The 22,377-nt window shown below is 70.4% G+C and carries 18 protein-coding genes; 13 read left to right on the plus strand and 5 right to left on the minus strand.

All coding sequences use genetic code 11. The annotated features are described in order from the left end of the window. Nucleotides 1-188: 188 nt before the first annotated feature. From CRP45_RS15815 to proB, 5 genes are all read left to right on the plus strand, one after another. Complete coding sequence (locus CRP45_RS15815) at nt 189-3,362, plus strand: translation initiation factor IF-2 N-terminal domain-containing protein (protein WP_097245709.1); 3,174 nt, start codon at nt 189-191, stop codon at nt 3,360-3,362. Between the two features lie 297 nt (nt 3,363-3,659). Further along, on the plus strand, nt 3,660-3,971 hold the full coding sequence (gene rplU / locus CRP45_RS15820) for a 50S ribosomal protein L21 (protein ID WP_067787416.1): 312 nt from the start codon (nt 3,660-3,662) through the stop codon (nt 3,969-3,971). Nucleotides 3,972-3,993: 22 nt separating this feature from the next. After that, complete coding sequence (gene rpmA / locus CRP45_RS15825; RefSeq protein WP_067478569.1) at nt 3,994-4,260, plus strand: 50S ribosomal protein L27; 267 nt, start codon at nt 3,994-3,996, stop codon at nt 4,258-4,260. Nucleotides 4,261-4,403: 143 nt separating this feature from the next. Further along, a complete protein-coding gene (gene obgE, locus CRP45_RS15830; RefSeq protein ID WP_097245710.1) occupies nt 4,404-5,858 on the plus strand; it encodes a GTPase ObgE in 1,455 nt (484 codons plus the stop codon). A 136-nt stretch (nt 5,859-5,994) separates the two neighbouring features. Next, nucleotides 5,995-7,110 carry a glutamate 5-kinase gene (gene proB / locus CRP45_RS15835; protein ID WP_067787494.1) on the plus strand — a complete coding sequence of 372 codons (1,116 nt, stop codon included), beginning with the start codon at nt 5,995-5,997 and terminating at the stop codon, nt 7,108-7,110. 272 nt (nt 7,111-7,382) lie between these two features. Here proB and CRP45_RS15840 read toward each other — a convergent pair whose 3' ends face one another. Genes CRP45_RS15840 through CRP45_RS15850 form a run of 3 tightly spaced genes read right to left on the minus strand, consistent with a single transcriptional unit; the run spans nt 7,383 to nt 9,846 of the window. Then, nucleotides 7,383-8,717, minus strand: coding sequence for a hypothetical protein (locus CRP45_RS15840; RefSeq protein WP_097245711.1), 1,335 nt, complete (start codon nt 8,715-8,717; stop codon nt 7,383-7,385). Continuing rightward, nucleotides 8,714-9,088: a hypothetical protein gene (locus CRP45_RS15845; protein ID WP_067787410.1), complete on the minus strand. Its 375-nt coding sequence runs from the start codon at nt 9,086-9,088 to the stop codon at nt 8,714-8,716. Before CRP45_RS15845 ends, CRP45_RS15840 begins: the two co-directional genes overlap by 4 nt. A gap of 44 nt (nt 9,089-9,132) precedes the next feature. After that, nucleotides 9,133-9,846, minus strand: coding sequence for an ESX secretion-associated protein EspG (locus tag CRP45_RS15850; protein ID WP_097245712.1), 714 nt, complete (start codon nt 9,844-9,846; stop codon nt 9,133-9,135). Nucleotides 9,847-10,065: 219 nt separating this feature from the next. Here CRP45_RS15850 and CRP45_RS15855 point away from each other — a divergent pair, with 219 nt between their 5' ends. The 8 genes from CRP45_RS15855 to CRP45_RS15890 are packed head-to-tail and all read left to right on the plus strand — an operon-like array spanning nt 10,066 to nt 20,988. Further along, on the plus strand, nt 10,066-12,780 hold the full coding sequence (locus CRP45_RS15855) for a phosphoenolpyruvate synthase (protein ID WP_097245713.1): 2,715 nt from the start codon (nt 10,066-10,068) through the stop codon (nt 12,778-12,780). Then, complete coding sequence (locus tag CRP45_RS15860) at nt 12,770-16,183, plus strand: AMP-binding protein (protein WP_097245714.1); 3,414 nt, start codon at nt 12,770-12,772, stop codon at nt 16,181-16,183. Before CRP45_RS15855 ends, CRP45_RS15860 begins: the two co-directional genes overlap by 11 nt. Beyond that, nucleotides 16,180-16,446, plus strand: a complete 267-nt coding sequence (locus CRP45_RS15865; protein WP_097245715.1) for an acyl carrier protein — start codon at nt 16,180-16,182, stop codon at nt 16,444-16,446. Before CRP45_RS15860 ends, CRP45_RS15865 begins: the two co-directional genes overlap by 4 nt. Beyond that, on the plus strand, nt 16,439-17,530 hold the full coding sequence (locus CRP45_RS15870; RefSeq protein WP_097245716.1) for an SDR family oxidoreductase: 1,092 nt from the start codon (nt 16,439-16,441) through the stop codon (nt 17,528-17,530). Before CRP45_RS15865 ends, CRP45_RS15870 begins: the two co-directional genes overlap by 8 nt. Further along, nucleotides 17,527-18,453: a nucleoside-diphosphate kinase gene (locus tag CRP45_RS15875; protein ID WP_097245717.1), complete on the plus strand. Its 927-nt coding sequence runs from the start codon at nt 17,527-17,529 to the stop codon at nt 18,451-18,453. Before CRP45_RS15870 ends, CRP45_RS15875 begins: the two co-directional genes overlap by 4 nt. Continuing rightward, nucleotides 18,450-19,436: a ScbA/BarX family gamma-butyrolactone biosynthesis protein gene (locus CRP45_RS15880; RefSeq protein ID WP_245910164.1), complete on the plus strand. Its 987-nt coding sequence runs from the start codon at nt 18,450-18,452 to the stop codon at nt 19,434-19,436. The genes CRP45_RS15875 and CRP45_RS15880 overlap by 4 nt, the downstream gene beginning before the upstream one ends. Further along, nucleotides 19,433-20,065: a nitroreductase family protein gene (locus CRP45_RS15885; RefSeq protein ID WP_245910165.1), complete on the plus strand. Its 633-nt coding sequence runs from the start codon at nt 19,433-19,435 to the stop codon at nt 20,063-20,065. The genes CRP45_RS15880 and CRP45_RS15885 overlap by 4 nt, the downstream gene beginning before the upstream one ends. Continuing rightward, complete coding sequence (locus tag CRP45_RS15890) at nt 20,041-20,988, plus strand: UbiA family prenyltransferase (protein WP_245910166.1); 948 nt, start codon at nt 20,041-20,043, stop codon at nt 20,986-20,988. Before CRP45_RS15885 ends, CRP45_RS15890 begins: the two co-directional genes overlap by 25 nt. A gap of 4 nt (nt 20,989-20,992) precedes the next feature. Here the strand turns inward: CRP45_RS15890 and CRP45_RS33855 are convergent, their stop codons facing one another. Next, nucleotides 20,993-21,163, minus strand: a complete 171-nt coding sequence (locus CRP45_RS33855) for a hypothetical protein (protein ID WP_179830889.1) — start codon at nt 21,161-21,163, stop codon at nt 20,993-20,995. 28 nt (nt 21,164-21,191) lie between these two features. After that, nucleotides 21,192-22,292, minus strand: a complete 1,101-nt coding sequence (locus tag CRP45_RS15895; protein WP_097245719.1) for a methyltransferase — start codon at nt 22,290-22,292, stop codon at nt 21,192-21,194. Between the last annotated feature and the right edge of the window lie 85 nt (nt 22,293-22,377).

Below are 22,377 nucleotides of genomic sequence, written 5' to 3' on the forward strand. Positions count from 1 at the left end.
GAGTTCAGCCAACAGCCAGGCGCCGCGTGACCAGTTAGCCCGAAGACGAAGAACCAGGTGACAACCGGGCACGCGGGGCGAGACCACAGGACCTCGCGTCGACGGCGTGAGGTGTACGGACAGCGCCCCCGCGTTGGCCGCGTCACTCCGTACCGGGAGGGACGCGCCCGGGGGCCCGAGGAGACTTCGTGGCCGATCAAGAGCCGCTGGAAACAACATCACAGGATGCCGATCAATTGCCGGAGCGAATCCGAGTTCACGCGCTTGCCAAGCGGCTGGGAGTGACGAGCAAGCGCATCCTGGCCAAACTCACCGAGCTGGGCGCCGACGCGCGCAGCGCGCAATCCAATGTCGACCGGGCGGTCGCGGAATCGGTACGCGACGCACTCGTCGCCACCGAGCCCGCGACGACGACGCCCGCCGCGGAACCCGCACCCCCGGCTCCGGCGGCCGGGGAAGCCGACGCGGCCGAGCCGGAGCAGGCCGGGCAGCCGAGCGGGTTGCTCTTCTCCGCACCGGAACCGCTACACACCGGCTTACCGACCGGGGCAGACACGCCGGCGCAGCCCACCCAGCTGTTCACCCACGCCGTGCAGGGCGAGCCGCACGTCGCGCCGCCGCCGCCGGTCTTCGAGGCGCCGTCCGTCGCCGCGCCGCTTTTCCTGTCGCCCGACGCGGCGGCCGCCGAGGAGATGCGCAAGCGGCGTCGTGCCGAACGCGAGTCCAAGCGCACCGAGGAGTCCGCGGCCCCCGAGGTGGTCGAGGAAGAACCCGACACCACCGAGGACGAGCAGGACACCGCCGAGCACCAGGGCGAGGCCGACGGGCAGCCGCGTCGCAGGCGCAGGGGCAGGCGCGGTCGTGGCCGCGGCCGCGGCGAGCAGCACGCCGACTCCGACCTCGAGGGTGACGAGGGCGAGCAGGCCGAGTCCGACACCGAGGACGAGGGCGTCGAGACCGCCGAGGGCGCGGAATCCGCCGAGCCGACCGACGAGGGCGACACCGACACCGAGTCCGACGAGTCGGTGCCTGAGGGCGCGAGCCGCCGTCGCCGTCGCCGTCGCCGCAGGAAGGTCGGCGGTGAGGGCGGCGACGCCGAGCCCGCCGACGACGACCCGCCGAACACGGTCGTGCACGAGCGCGAGCCGCGCAACAAGAGCCGCAGCCGCGCCGTCTCGGACGAGGTGCAGGGCATCACCGGCTCGACTCGTCTCGAGGCGAAGCGTCAGCGTCGCCGCGACGGTCGCGAAGCCGGTCGCCGTCGCCCGCCGATCCTGACCGAGTCGGAGTTCCTGGCCCGCCGCGAGGCGGTCGACCGGGTGATGGTGGTGCGCGAGAAGTCGTTCTCCGAGCACCCCACCGCAACTCAAGTCGCGGTGCTCGAGGACAACATCCTCGTCGAGCACTTCGTCACCAACACCGGCCAGGCGTCCATGGTCGGCAACGTGTACCTCGGCAAGGTGCAGAACGTGCTGCCCAGCATGGAGGCGGCGTTCGTCGACATCGGCCGTGGTCGCAACGGCGTGCTGTACGCGGGCGAGGTGAACTGGGAGGCCGCCGGGCTCGGCGGCAAGGAGCGCAAGATCGAACAGGCGCTCAAGCCTGGCGATCAGGTGCTCGTCCAGGTCTCCAAGGACCCGGTCGGCCACAAGGGCGCCCGGTTGACGACTCAGATCAGCCTCGCCGGTCGCTTCCTTGTCTACGTGCCCGGCGGCACCTCCACCGGCATCAGCCGCAAGCTGCCCGACACCGAGCGCAAGCGGCTCAAGGAGATCCTGCGCGACATCGTGCCCGCCGACGCCGGCGTGATCATCCGCACCGCCTCCGAGGGTGTCAGCGAGGCCGAGCTGGCTCGCGACGTGGAGCGGTTGCAGACCACGTGGCGTTCCATCGAGGAGCAGGCCAAGAAGGACGGCGGCGCGCCGAAGACCCTGTACGAGGAGCCCGATCTCCTTGTCAAGGTCATCCGCGACCTGTTCAACGAGGACTTCTCGCGACTGGTCATCGAGGGCGACCGGGCGTGGAGCACGGTCGAGAACTACATCCGCACCGTCGCGCCTGACCTGCTCGCGCGGGTCTCCCGGCACGAGAACAACGGCGTGGACGTGTTCGAGACCTTCCGCATCGACGAGCAGCTGGCCAAGGCGCTGGATCGCAAGGTGTGGCTGCCCTCCGGCGGCACCCTGGTGATCGACCGCACCGAGGCCATGACCGTCATCGACGTGAACACCGGCAAGTTCACCGGTTCGGGCAACAGCAACCTGGAGGAGACCGTCACCAGGAACAACCTGGAGGCGGCCGAGGAGATCGTGCGCCAGATGCGGCTGCGCGACATCGGCGGCATGATCGTCGTCGACTTCATCGACATGGTGCTCGAGTCCAACCGCGATCTGGTGCTGCGCCGCCTGACCGAGGCGCTCGGCCGGGACCGCACCAGGCACCAGGTCTCCGAGGTGACCTCGCTCGGCCTGGTCCAGATGACCCGCAAGAAGCTGGGCACCGGTCTGGTCGAGGCGTTCTCGACCACCTGCGAGCACTGCCACGGACGCGGCATCCTGGTGCACAGCTACCCGGTCGAGCTGGCGGCCGCCGAGGAGACCTCGACCCGCCGCGAGGGCGGTTCGCGCCGCCGACGTGGCAGGGACAAGGGCGCGGCTGCCGCGGCCGCCACCAACGGGACGCCGCAGCCGAGCGAGTCGGTCGAAGAAGCCGCCGTCAAGCGGGCGCATCCGGTGGCGCTTGCCATGGCCGCGCACAGCGCGACGGACGCCGAGCCGGACGAGGCCGAGGTCGCCGAGGTGGAGGTCGTCGCGACCGATGCCGACGCGGTGGCGGCGAATGTGGCCGATGCCGTGGCCGCCGCGCAGGAGGCGCTGGTCGAGGAGGCCGCCGAGGCCGAAACGGTGACCGAGGAAGCCGCCGAGGCCGAGCCGGTCGTCGAGTTCGAGGCGGTGGAGGAGCCGGTCGTCGAGGTCGAGGAGCGGGAGGCCGAGCCCGTCGTCGCGGTGCCGGTCGAGACCGGTCCGGCTCCGGTGACCGAGGCCGAGGTGCCCGCCGCGGCCGAGCCGGTGCGGAAGCAGCCCGCGGTCGCGGAAGCCGCTGTCGCCGCCGCGGATCGTTCGGTTGCCAACGGTGAACCGGAGCCACGGCAGACCGGCCGTCGTCGCCGCGTGGCGCGTTCGGCGGCCGCGCCGGCGGCCGACAGTGCCGGAGCGGTATTCGTGCTGTCGAGCGGCGATCAGGACACCGCGCCCGCCGTCGACTACTCGGAACCGGCACCGGTCGAGCTGCCGCAGCGCGCACGTCCGAGGCGCAGGGCCGTCGGCCGTCCCGCGGGCCCGCCGGTCGACTCGCCGAACTGAGAAGATCGTGGCGATTCGGCCGGTCGGACCCGAGAGGGGCGACCGGCCGAATCCGTTCCGGTGCCGGTCCGCTCGGTGGAAACCGCGCGTGCCGGGGTTGCCGGGAGGCTGCCGACCACCGAATTGGGTCGGAGACCGGGGGTCTGGTAGCCTTGGACAGTCGCTGCCTGGCGATGCGCCCGAAGCTGCTGACGCAGCGAGGTATGCGCCCCGTGCAGCAACCAGCCAAGACAATTCACGTCGCGACTTGTGGCGTGAGTGAAGCACGAAAAGACATCGAGTGGAGGAAGCCGACCGATGGCAACGTACGCGATCGTCAAGACCGGCGGAAAGCAGTACAAGGTCGCGGTCGGTGACCTGGTGAAGGTCGAAAAGATCGAGGGTGCGCCGGGTTCCGCCGTCGAGCTCTCGCCCGTCCTCGTGGTGGACGGCGCCGAACTGACCACCGACGCGGCCAAGCTGGCCAAGCGCTCGGTGACCGCGGAGCTGGTCGAGCAGACCAAGGGCCCCAAGATCCGCATCCACAAGTTCAAGAACAAGACCGGCTACCACAAGCGCCAGGGTCACCGTCAGCCGCTGACGGTCCTGAAGGTCACCGGCATCAAGTAAGACATCCCGAGGAGACTCAGCTATGGCACACAAGAAGGGCGCGTCCAGCTCCCGGAACGGACGCGATTCCAACGCCCAGCGACTCGGCGTCAAGCGCTTCGGCGGCCAGACCGTCAAGGCAGGCGAGATCCTGGTGCGTCAGCGTGGCACCCACTTCCACCCCGGCGTGAACGTCGGTCGCGGTGGTGACGACACCCTGTTCGCCCTCGCGGCGGGCGCGGTCGAGTTCGGCAGCAAGCGTGGCCGCAAGACCGTCAACATCGTCGTCCCGGAGCCGGTTCAGGCCTGACCGCCGAGAGCCGATCCAGACAAAGCCGAGCGGGTCAGGGTATGTCACCCTGACCCGCTTTTCGCGTTCTCGTGGCGTCGACCGCCGAAGAATCAGCGCGAGCCCTCGAAGAACGACCAGCCCAGAAGGAGGATGATTCGACCATGTCGAAATTCATCGACCGTGTCGTGCTGCACGTGCGTGCCGGAAAGGGCGGTCATGGGTGCGCGTCGGTGCACCGCGAGAAGTTCAAGCCGCTCGGCGGACCGGACGGCGGCAACGGCGGCAACGGCGGCGACGTCATCCTCGAGGTCGACGCCAACGTGCACACGCTGCTCGACTTCCACTTCCACCCGCACGCCAAGGCGGGCAACGGCAAGCCGGGCGAGGGCGGCAACCGGGACGGCAAGACCGGCGGCGACCTGCTGCTGAAGGTGCCCGACGGCACCGTCGTGCTGGACAAGGACGGCGAGATCCTCGCCGACCTGGTCGGCGCGGGCAACCGCTATGTCGCCGCGCGCGGGGGACGCGGCGGACTCGGCAACGCGGCGCTGGCTTCGAAGGCGCGCAAGGCGCCCGGTTTCGCGCTGCTCGGCGAGGAGGGCGAGGAACGCGATCTCGTCCTCGAGCTCAAGTCCGTCGCCGACGTCGGCCTGGTCGGCTTCCCTTCGGCGGGCAAGTCGTCGCTGGTCTCGGTGCTCTCCGCGGCCAAGCCGAAGATCGCCGACTACCCGTTCACCACGCTCGTGCCCAACCTCGGCGTGGTGGCCAGCGGCGACACCACCTTCACCATCGCCGACGTGCCCGGCCTGATCCCCGGCGCCAGCCAGGGCCGCGGCCTCGGCCTTGACTTCCTGCGCCACCTGGAGCGCTGCGCGGTGCTCGCGCACGTCGTCGACTGCGCGACCCTGGAACCGGGCCGCGATCCCGTCTCCGACGTCGACGCCCTCGAAGCGGAACTCGCCGCCTACAAGCCCGCGCTCGCCGCCGACGCAGGCCTCGGTGACCTGGCCGACCGCCCGCGCGTGGTGATCCTGAACAAGACCGACGTCCCCGATGGCGCCGAGTTGGCGGAGATGGTGACGCCCGAGTTCACCGCGCGCGGCTGGCCGGTCTTCGAGATCTCCGCGGTGAGCCGAGCGGGCTTGCGCCCCTTGACATTCGCGCTCGCCGACCTGGTGCGCGAGTACCGCGAGGCGCACCCGAAGGCCGCGCCGAAGCGTCCGGTGATCCGGCCGATCGCGGTGGACGAGTCCGGATTCAGCGTGATCGCCGATCCGGACGAGCCGGGCGGCTTCATCGTGCGCGGCACGCGCCCCGAGCGGTGGGTGCGCCAGACCCAGTTCGACAACGACGAGGCCGTCGGCTACCTGGCCGACCGGCTGGCCCGCCTCGGTGTCGAGGACGAGCTCGTGCGGCTCGGCGCCGAACCGGGCGCCCCGGTCACCATCGGCGACGTCAGCTTCGACTGGGAGCCGCAGATCTCGGCGGGCATCGACCACGTGCCGACCGGGCGCGGCACCGACATCCGCTTGGAGCAGACCGACCGGGTCAGCGCCGCGGAGCGCAAGCACGCCTCGCGGGTGCGCCGCGGTCTGGTCACCGAGGACGAGGATTGATCGTGCAAACCGTTGCCGCCGAACGGTTTCGATCGTTCGGCGGCGGGTTCGGGCGGACCGCCCGTCGGACAGCACATTCGGTTGCGGTACAGGGAGTTCAGTTGTGACGCAGGTGAATTCGGGGCTAGCGGACGCGGTGTCGCCCGGCGGGCTCAGCGATGCGCGGCAGGCGATCGCCGCCGCGCGCAGCGTCGTGGTGAAGATCGGCTCGTCGGCGTTGACCAGTCTGAAGGGCGGTCTGGACACGACGCGGCTGGACCGGCTCGCCGACGCGGTCGAGGCCCGCATGCGCGCGGGTTCGGACGTGGTCGTCGTGTCGTCGGGCGCCATCGGTGCGGGCCTCGCACCGCTCGGATTGGCCAGTCGCCCAAGGGATCTGGCGACCAAGCAGGCGGCGGCGAGCGTCGGCCAGCTGGCACTGGCGCACGCGTGGGGCACCTCCTTCGCCCGCTACGGCCGCACCGTAGGCCAGGTGCTGCTCAGTGCCGACGACTTCTCCCGGCGTGAGCACCACCGCAATGCCCAGCGCACGCTGGACCGCCTGCGTTCGCTCGGCGCGATCGCGGTGGTGAACGAGAACGACACGGTCGCCACCGAGGAGATCCGGTTCGGCGACAACGACCGGCTCGCGGCCCTCGTCGCGCACCTGGTCGGCGCGGACGCGCTGATCCTGCTCTCCGATGTGGAGGGGCTCTACGACGGCGACCCGCGCAAGGGCGCCGCCAACTTCATCCCCGAGGTCCGCAGCAGCGCCGATCTGGATGGCGTCATCGCGGGCAGCGGCGGCGCGCTCGGCACCGGTGGCATGGCCTCCAAGCTCTCGGCCGCCCGGCTTGCCGCCGACGCGGGCGTTCCCGTGCTGCTCGCCGCCGCGGAGGAGGCCGCCACCGCGCTCGCCTCCGGCACCGTCGGCACCGCGTTCGCCGCGCGCCCGGTTCGCCTGTCGGCCCGCAAGTTCTGGGTCCGCCATGCCGCCGACAGCCGCGGCGCCCTCGTCCTCGACGACGGTGCCGTGCAAGCGGTCGCCCAGCGCCGCCGCTCCCTGCTCGCCGCGGGCATCACCGCCGTCCGCGGCCGCTTCTACGGCGGCGACGTGGTCGACCTGCTCGCCGCCGACCACCGCCTGATCGCCCGCGGCGTGGTCGAATACGACAGCACCGAACTGTCCACCATGCTCGGCCGCTCCACCACCGAACTACCGGACACCATGCAGCGCCCGGTGATTCACGCCGACGACTTGGTCAAGGCCTGACCTTCCAGCGCCCGCTTGGAATCGCTCGGCCGTCGGTCACGAGGCTTCCACACACCGTTCGTACGCCTCACACAGTTGCTGCCTATGTGAGGCGTGTGAACGGTGTGTGGGAACCCCCGCCTGGATGGTCCCGCTGGGGCCGGGCTTTGCGTGCTGCCTTGCGGAGCGTGCTGTTTCCGCACTGAGTGTGGACGGGTTGCGAGGGTGTTGGGTTGTGGCGGCGCGGGTTTCGTGCGCGCCGCCACCAGGTGGTCCGTTGTGAATCCGGCGGGCTAGCTGGTCGTGCCGGAGTGGGGGACAACGCCCGGCTGGTCGGTATGGGACGAGCCTTGGTTCGCACCCTCCGGGATGGGCCCCGTGACGCCGGGTTGGCCGCCCGGATCCGGCAGCGGCTCGCCAGGCGGCGGAACCGGTTCCGGTGACGGCGGGGGAGGAGGGGCCTCCTGGGTAGGCGGGGGCGCAGGCATCTCCTGTGTGGGCGGTGGAGCCGGGGTTTCTTGGGTAGGTGGCGGCACCGGCGACTCTTGGCTGGGCGGCGGAGCCGGGGTTTCTTGCGTGGGTGGCGGCACCGGCGCGTCCTGGGTGGGTGGCGGTGCGGGAGTTTCTTGCGTTGGCGGCGGCACCGGCGACTCTTGGGTAGGCGCCGGGGTGTCCTGAGTCGGCGGAGGGACGTCCTGCGTCGGCGGTGCCTGGGTGGGCGGCGGTGCGTCTTGGGTAGGCGGAGGTGTCGGGGCTTGCTGGGTGGGCGGCGGTGCGTCCGAGGTCGGCGGTGCCGGGGTCTCCTGCGTGGGCGGAGGAGTCTCCTGGCTCGGCGGCGCATCCGGCGGCACATCGGGTGTCGCGTCCGGGGTCGGGGCGGTGGGCGCGTGCGATTCGGGCGGCGACGGCTCCGGCGTGGCATCCGCGGGCGGCTCCGGCTGCGAATCCGCGCCTGGCGGAACGTCTTCCGGCGCTCGGCTCTCCGGCGGCGCGTACGCGGACCCGTTCGGCCCTCCCGGCGCACTCTCCGATCCGTATTCCTTCGACCCGTTCGGCGACTGCGGAATCGCCCCTTCGTCCGAAAGTATCGACAGCACAGGCGGTTCCGGCAGCGCGGGCACACCGGTCCCCGCCACCGAATAGGCGGGCTTGTAGACCATGTTCATCGCGAGCACGGCTTCCTGCCGCAGCGCCTCCTGCGCCATCTGCGCGTCGATGACGTTCGCCGCCTCGAGCAGTTGCGCGATGGCGCCGATCGGTCCCGAGCTGCCGGGCGGCACCACGGCCAGCTTGACCGCTTCGGCCGCCGCCGCGACACCGCCGAGGCGCGCGCCGACCTGGCCCATGACGGCGCTGAGTTCGTCGACGGAGGCGGCGAAGCTCCGCGTGCTCGCGTACGCGGCGTTCGCCGCCGCGCCTTCCCATTCCATGCCGTTCATGACCCGGTCCGCGCCGCCGCGGCTCAGCGGCATCGAGGCGGCCAGCGCGGCGGCGACCTCGAGCCAGGTGACCGAGGCGCGCAGGATCTCGCCTGCGTCGATCTGCTGGGTCTTGGCGTAGATCTCCTCGTGCGGCATCGACTCGAAGTGCTCCATCGAGCTGATGTAGGTCGGATCGGTGCCGGTCATCGGGGCAGCCTCGTTTCCACCGCGCGCAGCGCGGCCGCATTGGCGGCGTCGGCTTCTTCGTAGAGTCCGGCGCTGATCAGGAACGCTTCCTTCATGCGATAGGCGGCCTCGATGTAGTGATCGAGCAGCGCGGCGGCGTCGCGCGCCTTGTGCCCGAATCCGGCCTGCAGCTGCTGCGCGGAGACGAAACCGCCGAATCCGTGCAGTTCCGCGGCGGATTCGAGGCGCTGCTGAAGGTAGATCAGCCGGTCGGCCTGGTTCTCGTAGATCTCGGCGCACCGCCGCGCCGCGTCCGGATCGAACTTGACGGTGCCTGCCTGCGCTTCCTGCTTGAACCGCGCTATATCGGCTCGGCTGCTCTCGATCGTCATGCGCACCCCCCGGGGATCGGTCGGTTGGCTTCAGCTTAACGAGTTCATCTTGCCTGTGCTGGAATGCGTTTCTGCAGTTGGGCGGCGATCTGCTCGGGCGAGGCTGGCACGATGTGCACCGTCTCGTCCGCTTTGATCAGGTAGCGCCCGTCGCCCTGCACATCGATCCAGGTGTAGTGGATCGGCGGGACCGGTTCGTCCCGATCGAGCCGAGCTTCGATGCGTAGGTGTCCCTCGGCGGTGTGCGGTTTGAGCAGCAGCCTGCGAATGGGGTTGGCGGCGGGCTGGGTGGCGACGACGGTCTCGGTGTCGCGTACCGCGGCGGCGCTCGCGGCGCGAGCGGGTTCGCGCCCGGCGGGTGTCTTCGGCAGCAGCGTGGCGATACGGGCGCCCAGTTTGCTCGCGTGTCCGATCGAGATGCGCACCCGGCCGCCGAAATCGGGGCGGGCGCCGGGTTCCTGAATGGCGAGCACCGCGCGGTCGTACACCGCGCAGGCCAGCAGCCGCAGCTCGCTGTTCGGGGTGTGCGCGCCGCCGATGGCGACGATCCTGGTGTGCGGTTCGGCCAGGATGCGCAGGCAGGCGGACAGGTCGGGGTCAGCGCCGAGCGGTAGGCGCTGTTTCAGCTGGGCGCGCAGAACCTCGGCCTCGTGCTCGGTGCGTGGCGTCTCCAGGATGCGCAGCGGGTAGGGGTGGCGATCCACCTGCGTCTCCCGCCAGATGTGGGCGAACTCGTCCGGGGTGAACGTCCAACCCACGCCGAATCACTCCTCACCGAACCCACCGAACTGCCCGCAGCATATCGGTGTCCCCGGCCGCGAGACGAACTGTTCGAGAACTGGTACCACTGGATCAGGGGCTAACGCCGCGGCGACAACTCGGATATACCCAGACGAACCCTTGGTTCTCGCGCGGCCGTACGCGGGCCTGGAGCGCCCGGCTCCGACGCGTCGATCAGGGGCGATGGGAGAGATGCCGTGCAGGTACTCGGGACGTGGGACCGACCGGCGACGGTCGCCGCGCTGGCGGGCGGCAAGGCGCGCGGATTGCACGTCGTGCACAGCGGAGGTTTCCGAGTTCCCGAGTGGGTCGCGCTCGGCACCGACGCGTTCGAGCGCTTCCTCGCCGAACACGGGTTGGCCGAGCGAGTTTCCACGCTCCGGAAAGCGGACGATCCGGACCGGGCGCTGGCGCTGGCCGCCGACCTGCGCGCCGCGCTCCGCTCCGCTCCGCTGCCCCCGGATCTGCGCGATCTCGTTGCCGACGGATACGAACGGATCGGCGGCGGCCGGATCGCCGTGCGATCGTCGACGGTCGTCGAGGACGGCGCCGAGCACTCCTACGCGGGACAGTTCGACTCCTTCCTCAACGTCGACGGCGTCGCGGCGGTCGCCGACCGCGTGCGGGACTGCTGGGCCTCGGCATTCTCCGAGCGGTCGATACGGTACGCCTTCGCGCGGTCGCGCCCGGTCGGCGGCGCGCCGGGCGTTGTGCTGCAACGGCTGGTGGCCGCGCGGGCCAGCGGCGTGCTGTTCACCGCCGATCCCAGCACGGGCGCGTCCGACCGGATGGTGATCAGCGCGGTGTACGGCCTCGGCGAGGGGCTGGTGTCGGGCGCGGTGGACGCGGACACCGTCACCGTCGACAAAGCGACCGGCGTCGTGCTCGACACGATCGTCGGCGACAAGGACAGCAGCTACCGCCCCGCTGCGGAACAGGGCTGCGAGGTCGGCGAAGTGGCGGCGGAGCTGCGCGAGCAGGCGGTGCTCGCCGACGACGAGATCGCCGAACTGGTCGAGCTCGGCCGCAAGATCGAAATCGTCTGCGGCGCATCGCAAGACGTCGAGTGGGCGCTGGACGACGTGGGACTGTGGATACTTCAGTCCCGTCCGATCACCACCGCGCCCGCCGAGGCGACGGACGCGCTGTTGCGCGGTGCGGGCGAGACGCTAGCGCCCGGCGAACTGCGAATCTGGGACAACTCCAACATCATCGAGAGTTTCAGCGGCATCACCTCCCCGCTGACCTACACGACCGCGGCGGGCATCTACGGTCGCGTGTACCGCGGCTACGCCGCCTCGCTGCGCGTGCCGCCCGAGCAGCTGCGGCAGACCGACGCGTGGACTCCGGTGCTGCTCGGCTGTTTTCACGGCCGGGTGTACTACAACCTGCTGCACTGGTACCGGATGGTCGGCATCGCGCCGGGCTATCCGCTCAACCGAAGGGTGCTGGAGGCCGCGCTCGGTGTCGCCGAGCCACTCGCTGACGACCTCGCGAAGACATTGCGGCCCTTCACCTTCCGCAACCCGCTGACCCGGCTGCGGTCCCGCACCGTGACCACGGCCGTGTACCTGCGTCGGCTGTTCGGCATCGACGCGATGATCGAGGACTTCCTCGCCGACTTCTACCGCGTCTACGACGAATACGACGGTCTCGACTACGCGTCGCTGTCCGGCGAACAGGCCTACCAGGCCTACCGCACGGTCGATCGCGATCTCGTCGAACGCTGGGGCCCGCTGATGGTGCTCGACGCGATCCTGTTGACCTGCACCGGCCTGCTCTACGCGCTGACCAAGGCGTTGCTGCCGAACGCGCCGGAGTGGTTCCTGTACGCGGTCGTCGGCCCCGGAGCCGACGTCGAATCGGCCGAGCCCGCCCGCGCGATGACCGCGCTCGCCCAAACCGTGGCGGCGGATGCGGAGCTGACGGCGCTGGTGCGCTCGACCCCGCCGGACCGGCTGTACGACGCCGTCGCCGACCATCCGAAGTTCCGCGCCGAGGTCGACGCCTACCTGGACAGCTACGGCTACCGCAGCCTGGACGAACTGAAGCTCGAGACGCCGGACCTGCGGGAGGATCCGTCGGGTCTGTTCATCATGCTGCGCAGCGCGCTCGGCCGGGTGCGCGAGCATCAAACCCCGTCCGACCGTCGCGACGAAGCCGAGGCCTACCTCGACGGGCACCTGCGCGGCGCGCGCCGCCGAATCTACGAACGCCTGCGCGCCAAGGTTTCTCGGTGCGCCGCGCACCGCGAGCGCCTGCGGTTCTGCCGCACCAGGGCCTTCGGCATGGTGAAGCGGATGATCCGGGCGATGGGCCGGGACCTCGTCGAGCGCGGCGTGCTCGACGAATTCGCCGACGTGTTCTACCTGACCGTGGACGAACTGCGTGGCTGCTACGAGGGCGCCGACACCGAGCCGCTCCGCGCGCTGGTCACCGCGCGCAAGGCGCAGCGCGCCGCCGACGCCGATCTGGTCGCGCCCGCCCGATTCGTCACCCGTGGCGGTACGTTCGGGCGCGCGGAACTGGCCGCGCAGGGCTGGGTGCCGGTCGGCGAGACGCCCGCCGCGACCGTGGGCACCGTGCTCGGCGGTACCCCGTCGGCGGCGGGGATCGTGGAGGGCGAGGCGGTGGTCGTCGGCGAGCCGAGCGATGTCGCGGGCGGCATTCTGGTGGCCTACCGCACCGACCCGGGATGGGTCGCCGCGCTGCCCTCGGCGTCCGCGCTGGTGATCGAGCGCGGTAGCCCGCTCACGCACGTGGCGATCGTCGCACGCGAGCTCGGGGTGCCGACGGTCGTTCAGGTCAAGGACGTCACGAAGAAAGTACGGACCAGTATGCGAATTCGGGTGGACGGAACGGCCGGAACGGTTACTGTGCTGTCCGAAGGAGTTGACCGCGATGGCACCTGACAAAGACGTTGCGGCCGTGCGAGATTGGCTCCTGCGTCCGGCGCGGGAGGCCGGCATTCACCTGGCCGACGAGGCGGACGGCTGGGAATTCCGCAGTTATCGCGAACTGGCCGAGCAGTCCTGGTCCATCGCCGCGCTGATGCGCGAGCACGGACTCGCGGGCGGCGAGGGCGCCTGCGTCGTCATGCCCACCGGATTCGCCTGCACCGCAGCCTTCTACGCGGTGTGGGCCTGCGGCGGGGTGTTCACCCCCATCGCGCCGCCCATGTTCGGCGATCTCGACCAGATCGTCGCGCACATCGCCGCGATACTGACCGCCGCCGCGCCGCGGCTGGTGGTCACCGCACCGGAATTCGAGGACCTCGTGCGCCGGGCGGCGGTGGCGGCCGGTCGGCGCGACGAGCCGCTGGTGATCGGCCCCGAGTTGCCGCAGCCGCCCGCCGAGCGCGAACTCGGCATGCCCGCGGAATGCGCTCTGCTGCAATTCACCTCCGGCTCCACGGGGACGCCGCGTGGGGTGCGGGTCAGCTGGCGCAACCTGGCCAACAACATCGCCATGATCTCCGGGCTCATCGATTGGCGCCACGGCGAGGCCATGGTGTCGTGGTTGCCGCTCTATCACGACATGGGCCTGGTCGGCGCGTTCCTGACGACCGTCACGAATCAGGGCGATCTCTACCTGATGCGGCCGGACCAGTTCGTCCGCGACCCGGCGCGCTGGCTGCGCGCGATGGCCTCGGCCCAGCACTCGCCGTCACCCTCGTTCGCGCTGGGCTATGTGGCGCACCGGGTCCGGCCGGAGGAGATCGCCGATCTGGACCTGTCCGGCTGGCGCACCCTGGCCGTAGGCTCCGAGCCGGTGGAGGTGGCCGATCTCCAGGCGTTCGCCGAGCTCACCGGACCACGCGGCTTCTCGATGGACGCCTACACGCTGGCCTACGGTTTGGCCGAGGCCACGCTGATGGTGACGTCCTCGGCGCGGCGACGGCCGATCACCGCGCTGCGCCTGGACACCCCGAACCTGCGCTTCGGACACCCGGTCGGGGTGCTGGCCGAGGCGCGGCTGGACGACACCCACCGCGTCGACGGTGCGGGCTGGATCACCGGACTCGGCTACTCGACGCCGGAATCGACCGTCCGAGCCGTCGACGAGGAAGGGCTCGAACTACCCGACGGCGTGCTTGGCGAATTGGTGGTCGTCGGTGATTCGGTCGCGATGGGCTACACCGGCGACGACGACGGCGGCGCGACTCGGATCACGAACGGCGAGCTCTACACCGGAGACGCCGGATTCCTTTACCGCGGCGAGGTTTTCGTGCTCGGCAGAATGGGCTCCAGCCTCAAGGTGCGCGGCCGCTCGGTGTTCATGGAAGACATCGAATCCCGGGTGGCCGGTGAGACCGGCCTGACCAAAGGCAAACTGGCCGCCGTCGCGCTCACCGACGTAGGCGCGCCGGGCATCGCGCTGTTCGCCGAAGCGCCGCCCGGTGCGTGGACAGCGCAGGCGCGCAAGGTGATACGCGGCGAGCTGGGTCCGGCGGCCGCGATCACCATCGTCACCGGTCCGCGCGGCACCATCCGCCGCACGTCCAGCGGCAAGCCGCGCCGCCGCCACCTGTGGCAGCTGTTCCGGGACGGCGGACTCGCCGGGGTGCAGGTGCACGAGGCGGACGGAACCACCGCGCTGACCGCGGATTCGCAGACCCCCGAGCCCGCTCTGCCGACCGAGCGCGTGCGTCAACTCCTCGACGCCGCGCTGGAAAGCACTGCGCTACCGGACGATTCGGCGGTGCTGTTCGAGGGCTCATTGGCAGAAGGCTTCGGCAACGAGGGCTCCGATGTGGACTTCCTCGCGGTCGTCCCCGGCACCGAAGAACTCCCGACCCTGCCGACGGTCCTGTTCATCGACGGCCGCCGGGTGGAGGTCCGCACCCGCTCGGTTGTCCAAATGCACCGCCAGCTGGAGCGGGCGGCCACGGGCGTTCCCGCCGAGCTGGACGAGGACCTGCTCAACCGTTGCCAGCGCTTCCTGCGCGCCACGGTGGTCCGGCCGGGCGCTGTCGATATCGACGGCATGCGCGCCCTCCTGCCACACGACGACTTCCGAACCCTGATGTCGCAGTGGTGGACGGCTCGCGCGGTGCAGGCGCTGCGCTACGCGGTGGCGTTGCGCGCGCTGCGTGCGGCCGACGAGGCGAACGAGTGGGCCATGGACGGACTGCTGCAAGCCGTGAAGGCGTGGGCGGCCCGCCGTGGCGAGACCTACCTGGAGACCAAATGGCTACCGCACCAACTCGATCGGATCGGCCGCCACGACGTCATCGGCCGCTACCGAGAGCTGAGCGATCCCGCGGCATGGGCTGACACCCACGCCCGACGCCTGGCTGAAGACACCACCTGGCAACAACTTTGGCGACTGGTAGCCGATCTCGGCATCGCGGAAGCGATCGACGACCCGCACCGCGTCCTCTTCGCCCGCCGCCCGGCCGTCACGACCTGGACCATCGGCGGTCGCATCCATGTCGTGCGCGACGACCGCGACGTCTTCGCGCTCTCCGACACCGCCGCCCGTGCCTGGCGATCGGTGGTCTTCAAGCACTCCGTGCGCGACGTGCTCGCCCGAGCCCCGCGCGACATCGCCACGGAGCTGGCCGAATTCGTGCGCCTCGGACTCGTCGGCTTGCAGTGGCGCGCGGCGAGCCCGATCGAACCCGCGCTCGCCATGTGCAAGCCCGCCGCGCCCTACACGCCGGTGCCGAGCGCGCACAGTCCCGCGCTGGGTCTGACCGGCGCGGCGCGCGACGACGCGATCGCCACCCTCTCGCCGCTGCCCGCGCGCCGCTTCACCGAGTGCGCGCTACACCTGGTCTGGTCGAACATCGTGCTGGAGAACGCCAGGGAGGATCTGGCGGGCGCTGTCAAGAACGGTCAAGGCGGCGTCGCCGACATCGCCGCGCACCGATTGATCGCCATGGCGGTGCGAGTCCTGCTCTCCGCCTTCGGCATCCATCCGCTACCCGCCGACGTGGCGCCGTCCACCACGGTCGCGCGACTGCTGCCGACCGGCGCGCGGCGGCGCACGGAAGTGCTCGAGCAGCTGGACACCGCACGCGGAGTGCGCTTCTCGGAACTGCTTGCTCGCGGCGGCGATACCTCCGGCGGACTCACGATCCTCGACGATTTCGTCGCCTTGGTGCGCACCGTCGCGGGCGGCGCCGACGCGGCGCTCGGCTTCCCTGCCTCGTTCGACTCGCGCGAGCAGTGGCGGCGCACCCTCGCGATCGGCTACGACTGGCTGCGCCTCGCCGCCTACCTCGACACCGACCTGCCGCTGGACGAGGCCCGCGACCTGCTCACCACCGGTGGCCACCAGCCCCATCTCCGGGAAAGCGAACCGTCATGACCGCCGCCGCCGACACCGCCCTCGCCGCCAGGGTGCGGCGCCTCGTCCAGGCCATGGCGCCGGAACCGCTCGCCGACCTGGCCGACGAGCACCGCCTCGTGGAGGATCTGGGTTTCGACTCGCTGCGCCTGATGGAGCTGACTCTGGCGCTCGAGCGGGCATTCGAACTGCCGAGACAACGGCCGCAGGACCTGGTCGGTGTCCGCCGGGTCGGCGAGGTGATCGCGCTGGTCGAGAACGCGCGGGGGAGCGATCATGGGTGAGCGCGAGACCGTGCTGGTCACCGGCGCGACCGGGTTGGTCGGCGCGGAAGTGGTCGCTCGGTTGTCCGCGGCGAGCAGGCCCGTCGCCGCGGTGCTGCACAGCAACGCCGACATCGTCCGCAACGACGGCACCGTGCTGGAGGCGGGCACGCCCGTGGCGGGCGACATCCGCCGCCCCGGATTCGGCCTCTCGGCACGCGACTGCGAAGACCTCGCCGAGCGGGTCGGCATGATCGTGCACTGCGCCGCTACCACCGCCTTCGACGCTTCCGACGCCGACTACGCCGAACTCAATGTCTGCGGCACCGAGCACGCCATCGCGCTCGCGCTGGAATGGGATGTGCCGCTGGTGCACGTCAGCACCGCCTACGTGTGCGGAATGCGCGGCGGCACGATCGGCGAAGACGAACTCGACGTGGGCCAGTCGTTCGGAAACCGGTACGAGCGCAGCAAGTTTCGCGCCGAACAACTCGTGCACGCGGCGGCCGATGCTGGATTGCGGTGGGCCATCGTGCGGCCCGGCATCGTCACCGGTCACGCGGCCACCGGTGAGATCCGCGAATACAAGAACCTGTACACCGTCGTGAAGCTGATGGTCGAGGGCAAGCTGCGGACCCTGCCCGGTCGCTACGACGCCACCCTCGCGCTCGCCCCGGTCGACCACGTTGCCGATGTGATCGCCGCGGCCGTCCTGGATTTCGACTCGGCGGACTCCCGCACGCTGCACGCGCTCGGTCGCGACGCGCTCTCGCTGCGCGAGGTGTCCGACGTGCTCGCCGAGTACCCGTCGTTCGAGGTGGCGACCTTCGTGCCGAAATCGACTTTCGCCGAAGCGGATCTGGATCCGGTCGAGCGCGAGTACTACCGCCGGATCGGCGCGCTCTACACCAGCTATTTCGAGCGCCGCCTCGACTTCGACACCACGCGCGCCGAGATACTGCTCGGCCGTCCGTCGCCGCCCACCGGCAAGGCGTACCTGCGCTTGCTGCTGGACTACTGCCTGGAAACCGGCTACCTCGGCGTGCCGCTGCCCTCGATCGAGGAGGTCTTGGCCGCCAACGGTTTCGACGGGGCGATCCGATGACGGCGTTGCCGACGGAACCGGGCGGCGCGTCGCTGCACGCCCTGCTGGGCCACCTCACGCCCGCCGCGGCGAAGATCGACGCCTACGCGGACGACACCTACGTGCAGGAGGCGGTCGACCAGCTCGAGCGGCTCGGCATCGATCCCGCCGCTTTCGCCAGGCAGCATTCGCTGTTGCTGCTGAAGCCGGACGCGATCGTGGCGCGCGCAATCGAACCCACGTTGCAATGGTTGCCCGCCAACGGCTTTCGCGTTGTCGCCGCGCACCGGATGCGAGTGAACCGGCACCTGGTGCGCGCACTGTGGTACTTCGCGTGGAACATCGCCTCGCCGGAGCGCAGGCGGCTCGCCGACCTGCTCGTCGACATCTCCGATGTGCTCGTGCTTGTCGTGCACGGCGCCGACGACGCGCTGCCCGTGCCGATTCGCCTCACCGAGGCCAAGGGCGCCACCGATCCGCGCGAACGCAAGCCAGGCGAATTGCGGTACGTGCTGGGCAGACACAACTTCTTGCTCAACCTGGTGCACTCGCCCGACGACCCGGCCGACGTGCTGCGTGAACTGGCCATCTATTTCGACGAGCACACCCGCGGGGAACTGCTCGGGCAGGTGACGGCCGGGCTGGATCGCACGGCGGCGGTCAGTGCGTTGGCGGCCGACCTGTACGCGACGGTCCCGGCGCGCAGCTTCGATCGGGACGAGGCGCTGCACGACATCGTAAAGAACCTGCGCCGCAGTGGAATCGACGTGTCAGAGGACGCGGACGGCGCGCGCCTGCTGTATTCGGCGTGGGCCGCGGGCGCGGAACTGGATCCCTGGTCGGTCTTGGTGCTCGGGTCGTATGTGCTTCCGATGCGGGTCGGTACGGGGCCGCAGACGCTGCCGCCGGTGGCCGCGCGAGAATGGTTGGAGGGCCGATCGTGACAACACACGCGGCAGTCGAGAAGACCGCCACGCACAACCGCACCGTTCCCAGGCAGTTGGCGCACCGCTGCGCGGTCTCGGAGGTGTTCGTCACCTCGCTGGACACCATCGGGCCCGACACGTTCCTGGTCGGCGCCCAGCTACCGCGCATGCACGCCTATTACGGCGACCACGCCGGATCGCTCGGCCTGCGCCACGACCCGCTGCTGGTGATGGAGGCGGCGCGGCAGGCGGCGATCTCGCTCACCCACGAGTTCTACGGTGTGCCAGGGGATATGGCGTTCATCGTGCGAACGTTCAACGGCACCGGCTCGGACACCCCGGCGTGGGAGACCGGCATCGCCCCCGCGGATCTGGTGATGCACGTGCGGGTTCCGCGCAGGCACCGCCGCGGTGAGACGCTCCATGGCCTGGACATGGTGCTGGAGATCTTCTCCGGCGGCGAGGCGATGCTCACCGTCGACGGCTCCTTCTCCTGGACCACGCCGCGGCAGTGGACGGGGTTGCGCCACCAGTTCCGGGAAAGCTTGGGACTCGGTGCTTTCCACGGCGCTGCGGCACTCGGCGAGCGCGCAGGGGCGGCGACGGTCGGCCGGGAGAACTGGCGCAATGTCGTGATCGCGCCGCCGGACACGGACGGTCGCGTCGCCCGCGCCGCGCTGGTCCCCGACCTGTCCCACCCCTTCCTGTTCGATCACCAGCTCGACCATGTGCCGGGCAGCCTGCTGATCGAGGCGTGCAGGCAGACCGCGCTGAGCATGGTGCTGCGCGATCTGCCCCGATTGGTCTGCGTGGCAAGCACCTTCGACCGGTTCGTGGAACTGGATCTGCCCGCCGAGTGCGTCGCCGAGATCACCGAACCAGGCCTCGACACCACCGTCGTGCACTGCGAAATCCACCAAGCGGGCGCCGTCGCGGCCCGGGTGGATCTCGAATTCGACGTGGACGCTTTGGATTCCGAGACCATCGCCGAACCCCGATGAACGCCGTCCCGATGAACGCCGCCGAGCTGCTTCGGACGACCCGCGCCTTCCGCAGACGGCTCGATCTCACCCGCCCCGTCGACCGCGCCGAGCTGCTGGACTGCCTCGACACCGCCGTGCACGCGCCCAGCGGCACCAACCGGCAGCCGTGGCGCTTCCTTGTCGTGCAGGACCAGAGGACCCGGCAGCAGATCGCGGAGTACTACCGCAAGGGTTTCGCGGCGTACCTGTCCGCTCGCACACCGCGACCCGATCAGCTCGCCGATCTCGCGTCCGGCAGGTATCTGGCCGAGTGCATGCACGAGGTGCCCGCGCTGGTGCTGGTCTGCTCGCTCGGCCGCCCGCCCGCGACCGGTTCGGCCCTGCACCTGGCCAGTTTCTACGGCTCGATCTATCCGGCTGTCTGGAGTTTCCTGCTCGCCATGCACGAGCGCGGGCTCGGCGGCACCATGACGACCGCTCACCTTGCCTACGAGCGCGAGGTGGCCGAGCTGCTAGGGATTCCGTTCGACGAGGTCACCCAGGTCGCGCTGGTTCCGGTCGCGCACCTGCGGCCCGGCCCGTCGAAGTCGTCGCGCAGGCTGCCCGCCGCCGAGGTCACCGCGTGGGAACGGTGGGGTGGGGCGTGAGCGGTGACGTGCGGTCGGCGAGCCCGCTCGGTTCCGCGCGGCGCGTCGCGCGCTTCACCGCCGTCATGTACAAGCCGCACTACCTGCTGTACGGCATTCTCTTCGTGCTGGCCCTCGAAGGCACGGCCGCCCTTGTGTCCCAACCGGATACGCCGTGGCGTCCGGGCTGGGCCACCGTGCTTCGTATCGTCGTCGTCGCCTTCGTGCTGCTGTATCTGCGGATGGTCGACGAGCAGAAGGATCTGGACTACGACCGCGTCCACAACCCGGACCGGCCGCTTGTCACCGGGGCGGTGAGCGCGGCGGAGCTGCGCGCGGCCATGGGCGTGATCGCGGTGGGGGTTGTCGGTGCGAGCCTGGTTCTGTCGGTGTCCTCCGCCGCGGCGATCGCGGTGGTCCTGGCGTACGGGGTGTTCCTGTGGGCGTTGGAGCGGCGGTCGGCCGCGGTGCGCGACGATATTCTGCTCAATCTCGTTGTCACGTATCCGGTTCAGCTGCTGGTCGCCGCGTATGTCCTCGTCTCGGCGAGGGACACCGGGGAGGTTGCCGCCGGGTGGCGGACCGCCGCTGTCGTGGTGGTCTTCGCGGGCGCGTTCCTGCACTTCGAGTTCGCGCGCAAGACAGCGCGGGAACGGCGGCCGGGTGAGCACCTGTATTCGAATCGGCTGGGTGTAGCGGGCAGTGCGGGCGCGATTCTCGGTTTCGCGGTGCTCGCGGTGGTCGTCGAGCTCGCACTGGTCCAGCCGTGGGAATGGCACACGGTGGTGGCGTGGATTCCGCTGGCGCTGTTGCTGATTCCGATCTACGGGGAATGGCGGTTCCTGCGATCGAGCGAATCCGAGCATCCGGTCCTACCCGCCGTCGCCTTCGTTCTCGCGCTGTATGTCGCGCTCATCGCCCAAGCCTTGATCTGCACGACCTGACCGGTCATGCGCCGTAGCGCCGGATGAAGTCCTGATCGGGGTCGAAAGGCGGGAGGGCGTAGTCGGACGCGCTCGGGCCGAGGTAGATCTCCTCGATATGCCGTGTCGGTTCCGGCGGCAGCTGCCGCCAGTGCGCGCGCGGGTCCTCGGAGCGATCGGATTCGTCGTGTGCCATGCGTCCCCCTCGAAGCGTCACCCCGATGCTACCTATCGGCCGGGCACGCTTCGAGGATATTGTCGGGTGACACCGTCGGTACCACACGCAGCAGGGTGAAGCCGTTGCGCGCCAGCAGTTCTCGGTACTCCGGCTCCGTTCGCTCGCGTCCGCCCGCGTTGACCAGCATCTCGATGTCGATGTACTTGCCAGGGTGCGGCCTATCGTGTTCGGGCAGTACCAGTTCGACCAGCAGCAGGCGGGAGTCCGGGTGCATGGCGGCGCGCAGGGTGCGCAGGATCCGGTCCGCCTCGTCCTCCGGCCAGTCGTGGATGATGTGTTTGAGCAGGTACGCGTCCCCGCCTTCCGGCACGGCCTCGAAGAACGATCCGGCGGTCACGGAGCAGCGGTCGGTTACGCCGCGCTCGGCCAGATACGGCGCGGCGTCCGCGACCACCTCGGGCAGGTCGAACAGGACGCCGCGGGTGCGCGGTGCGCGGCGCAGGATCTCGGCGAGCAGACTGCCGTGGCCGCCGCCGATGTCGACGACGGTGTCGTAGCGGCCGAAATCGTAGGCGGCCAAGAGTGGTTCGAGCGCGAGCGTGCTGATGCTCGTCATCGCGTTGTCGAACAGCTCGCCGAGCTCGCGGTCGGTCTGCACGTAGTCGAAGAACGGCATCCCGTCCAGCGCCGGGCCGACGGGCAGGCCGCTGCGCACCGCGTCGGTGAGGTGCGACCAGTGCGCGCGATGCTGAGCGGACCCGAAGAACAGGAACGCGTCGCGCAGCGAGACCGGGGCGTCCCTGCGCAGCGCTTGCGCCTGCGGGGTCAGCCGGTAGGCGCCGTCGCGCCGCCTGGCGAAGATGCCGTGGCTGATCAGCAGCCGCAACAGCCGGTGCAGCGCGTCCTCGTCGGCGCCCACCGCGGCGGCCAGCTCCGCGCCCTGCCGCGGACCGCGGGCGAGCTCGTCGGCGATGCCGAGTTCGGCGGCCGTCGCGATGGCCTGCGCCAGCCAGCCGGAGGTCATCATCTCCATCAGCGCGATGTGGCCGGGAACCACTTTTCGGTGCAGCACGGCGAGCGCGCCGCGGAAGCGGTCGACCGCGCGCAGGAGCGGGAGCGGCGGCATCATCGGGCGTCCGGAGGCCATAGGTGGTCCATTTCCGTTGGTCGGTGGGCGGCACACACTTGTTCAGCAGGGTACGTCGCCCGCTAGGTCGTCCAAGGGAAGGCGC

Source organism: Nocardia amikacinitolerans, from assembly GCF_900215415.1.
Taxonomy (GTDB): Bacteria; Actinomycetota; Actinomycetes; order Mycobacteriales; family Mycobacteriaceae; genus Nocardia; species Nocardia amikacinitolerans.

Bases quoted from the DNA above. Each gene is read 5' to 3' on its own strand.
- rplU (WP_067787416.1), top strand. From the start codon at position 3,660: ATGGCAACGTACGCGATCGTCAAGACCGGCGGAAAGCAGTACAAGGTC.
- rpmA (WP_067478569.1), top strand. From the start codon at position 3,994: ATGGCACACAAGAAGGGCGCGTCCAGCTCCCGGAACGGACGCGATTCC.
- obgE (WP_097245710.1), top strand. From the start codon at position 4,404: ATGTCGAAATTCATCGACCGTGTCGTGCTGCACGTGCGTGCCGGAAAG.
- CRP45_RS15840 (WP_097245711.1), bottom strand. From the start codon at position 8,717: ATGACCGGCACCGATCCGACCTACATCAGCTCGATGGAGCACTTCGAG.
- CRP45_RS15845 (WP_067787410.1), bottom strand. From the start codon at position 9,088: ATGACGATCGAGAGCAGCCGAGCCGATATAGCGCGGTTCAAGCAGGAA.
- CRP45_RS15860 (WP_097245714.1), top strand. From the start codon at position 12,770: ATGGCACCTGACAAAGACGTTGCGGCCGTGCGAGATTGGCTCCTGCGT.
- CRP45_RS15865 (WP_097245715.1), top strand. From the start codon at position 16,180: ATGACCGCCGCCGCCGACACCGCCCTCGCCGCCAGGGTGCGGCGCCTC.
- CRP45_RS15870 (WP_097245716.1), top strand. From the start codon at position 16,439: ATGGGTGAGCGCGAGACCGTGCTGGTCACCGGCGCGACCGGGTTGGTC.
- CRP45_RS15875 (WP_097245717.1), top strand. From the start codon at position 17,527: ATGACGGCGTTGCCGACGGAACCGGGCGGCGCGTCGCTGCACGCCCTG.
- CRP45_RS15885 (WP_245910165.1), top strand. From the start codon at position 19,433: ATGAACGCCGTCCCGATGAACGCCGCCGAGCTGCTTCGGACGACCCGC.
- CRP45_RS33855 (WP_179830889.1), bottom strand. From the start codon at position 21,163: ATGGCACACGACGAATCCGATCGCTCCGAGGACCCGCGCGCGCACTGG.
- CRP45_RS15895 (WP_097245719.1), bottom strand. From the start codon at position 22,292: ATGGCCTCCGGACGCCCGATGATGCCGCCGCTCCCGCTCCTGCGCGCG.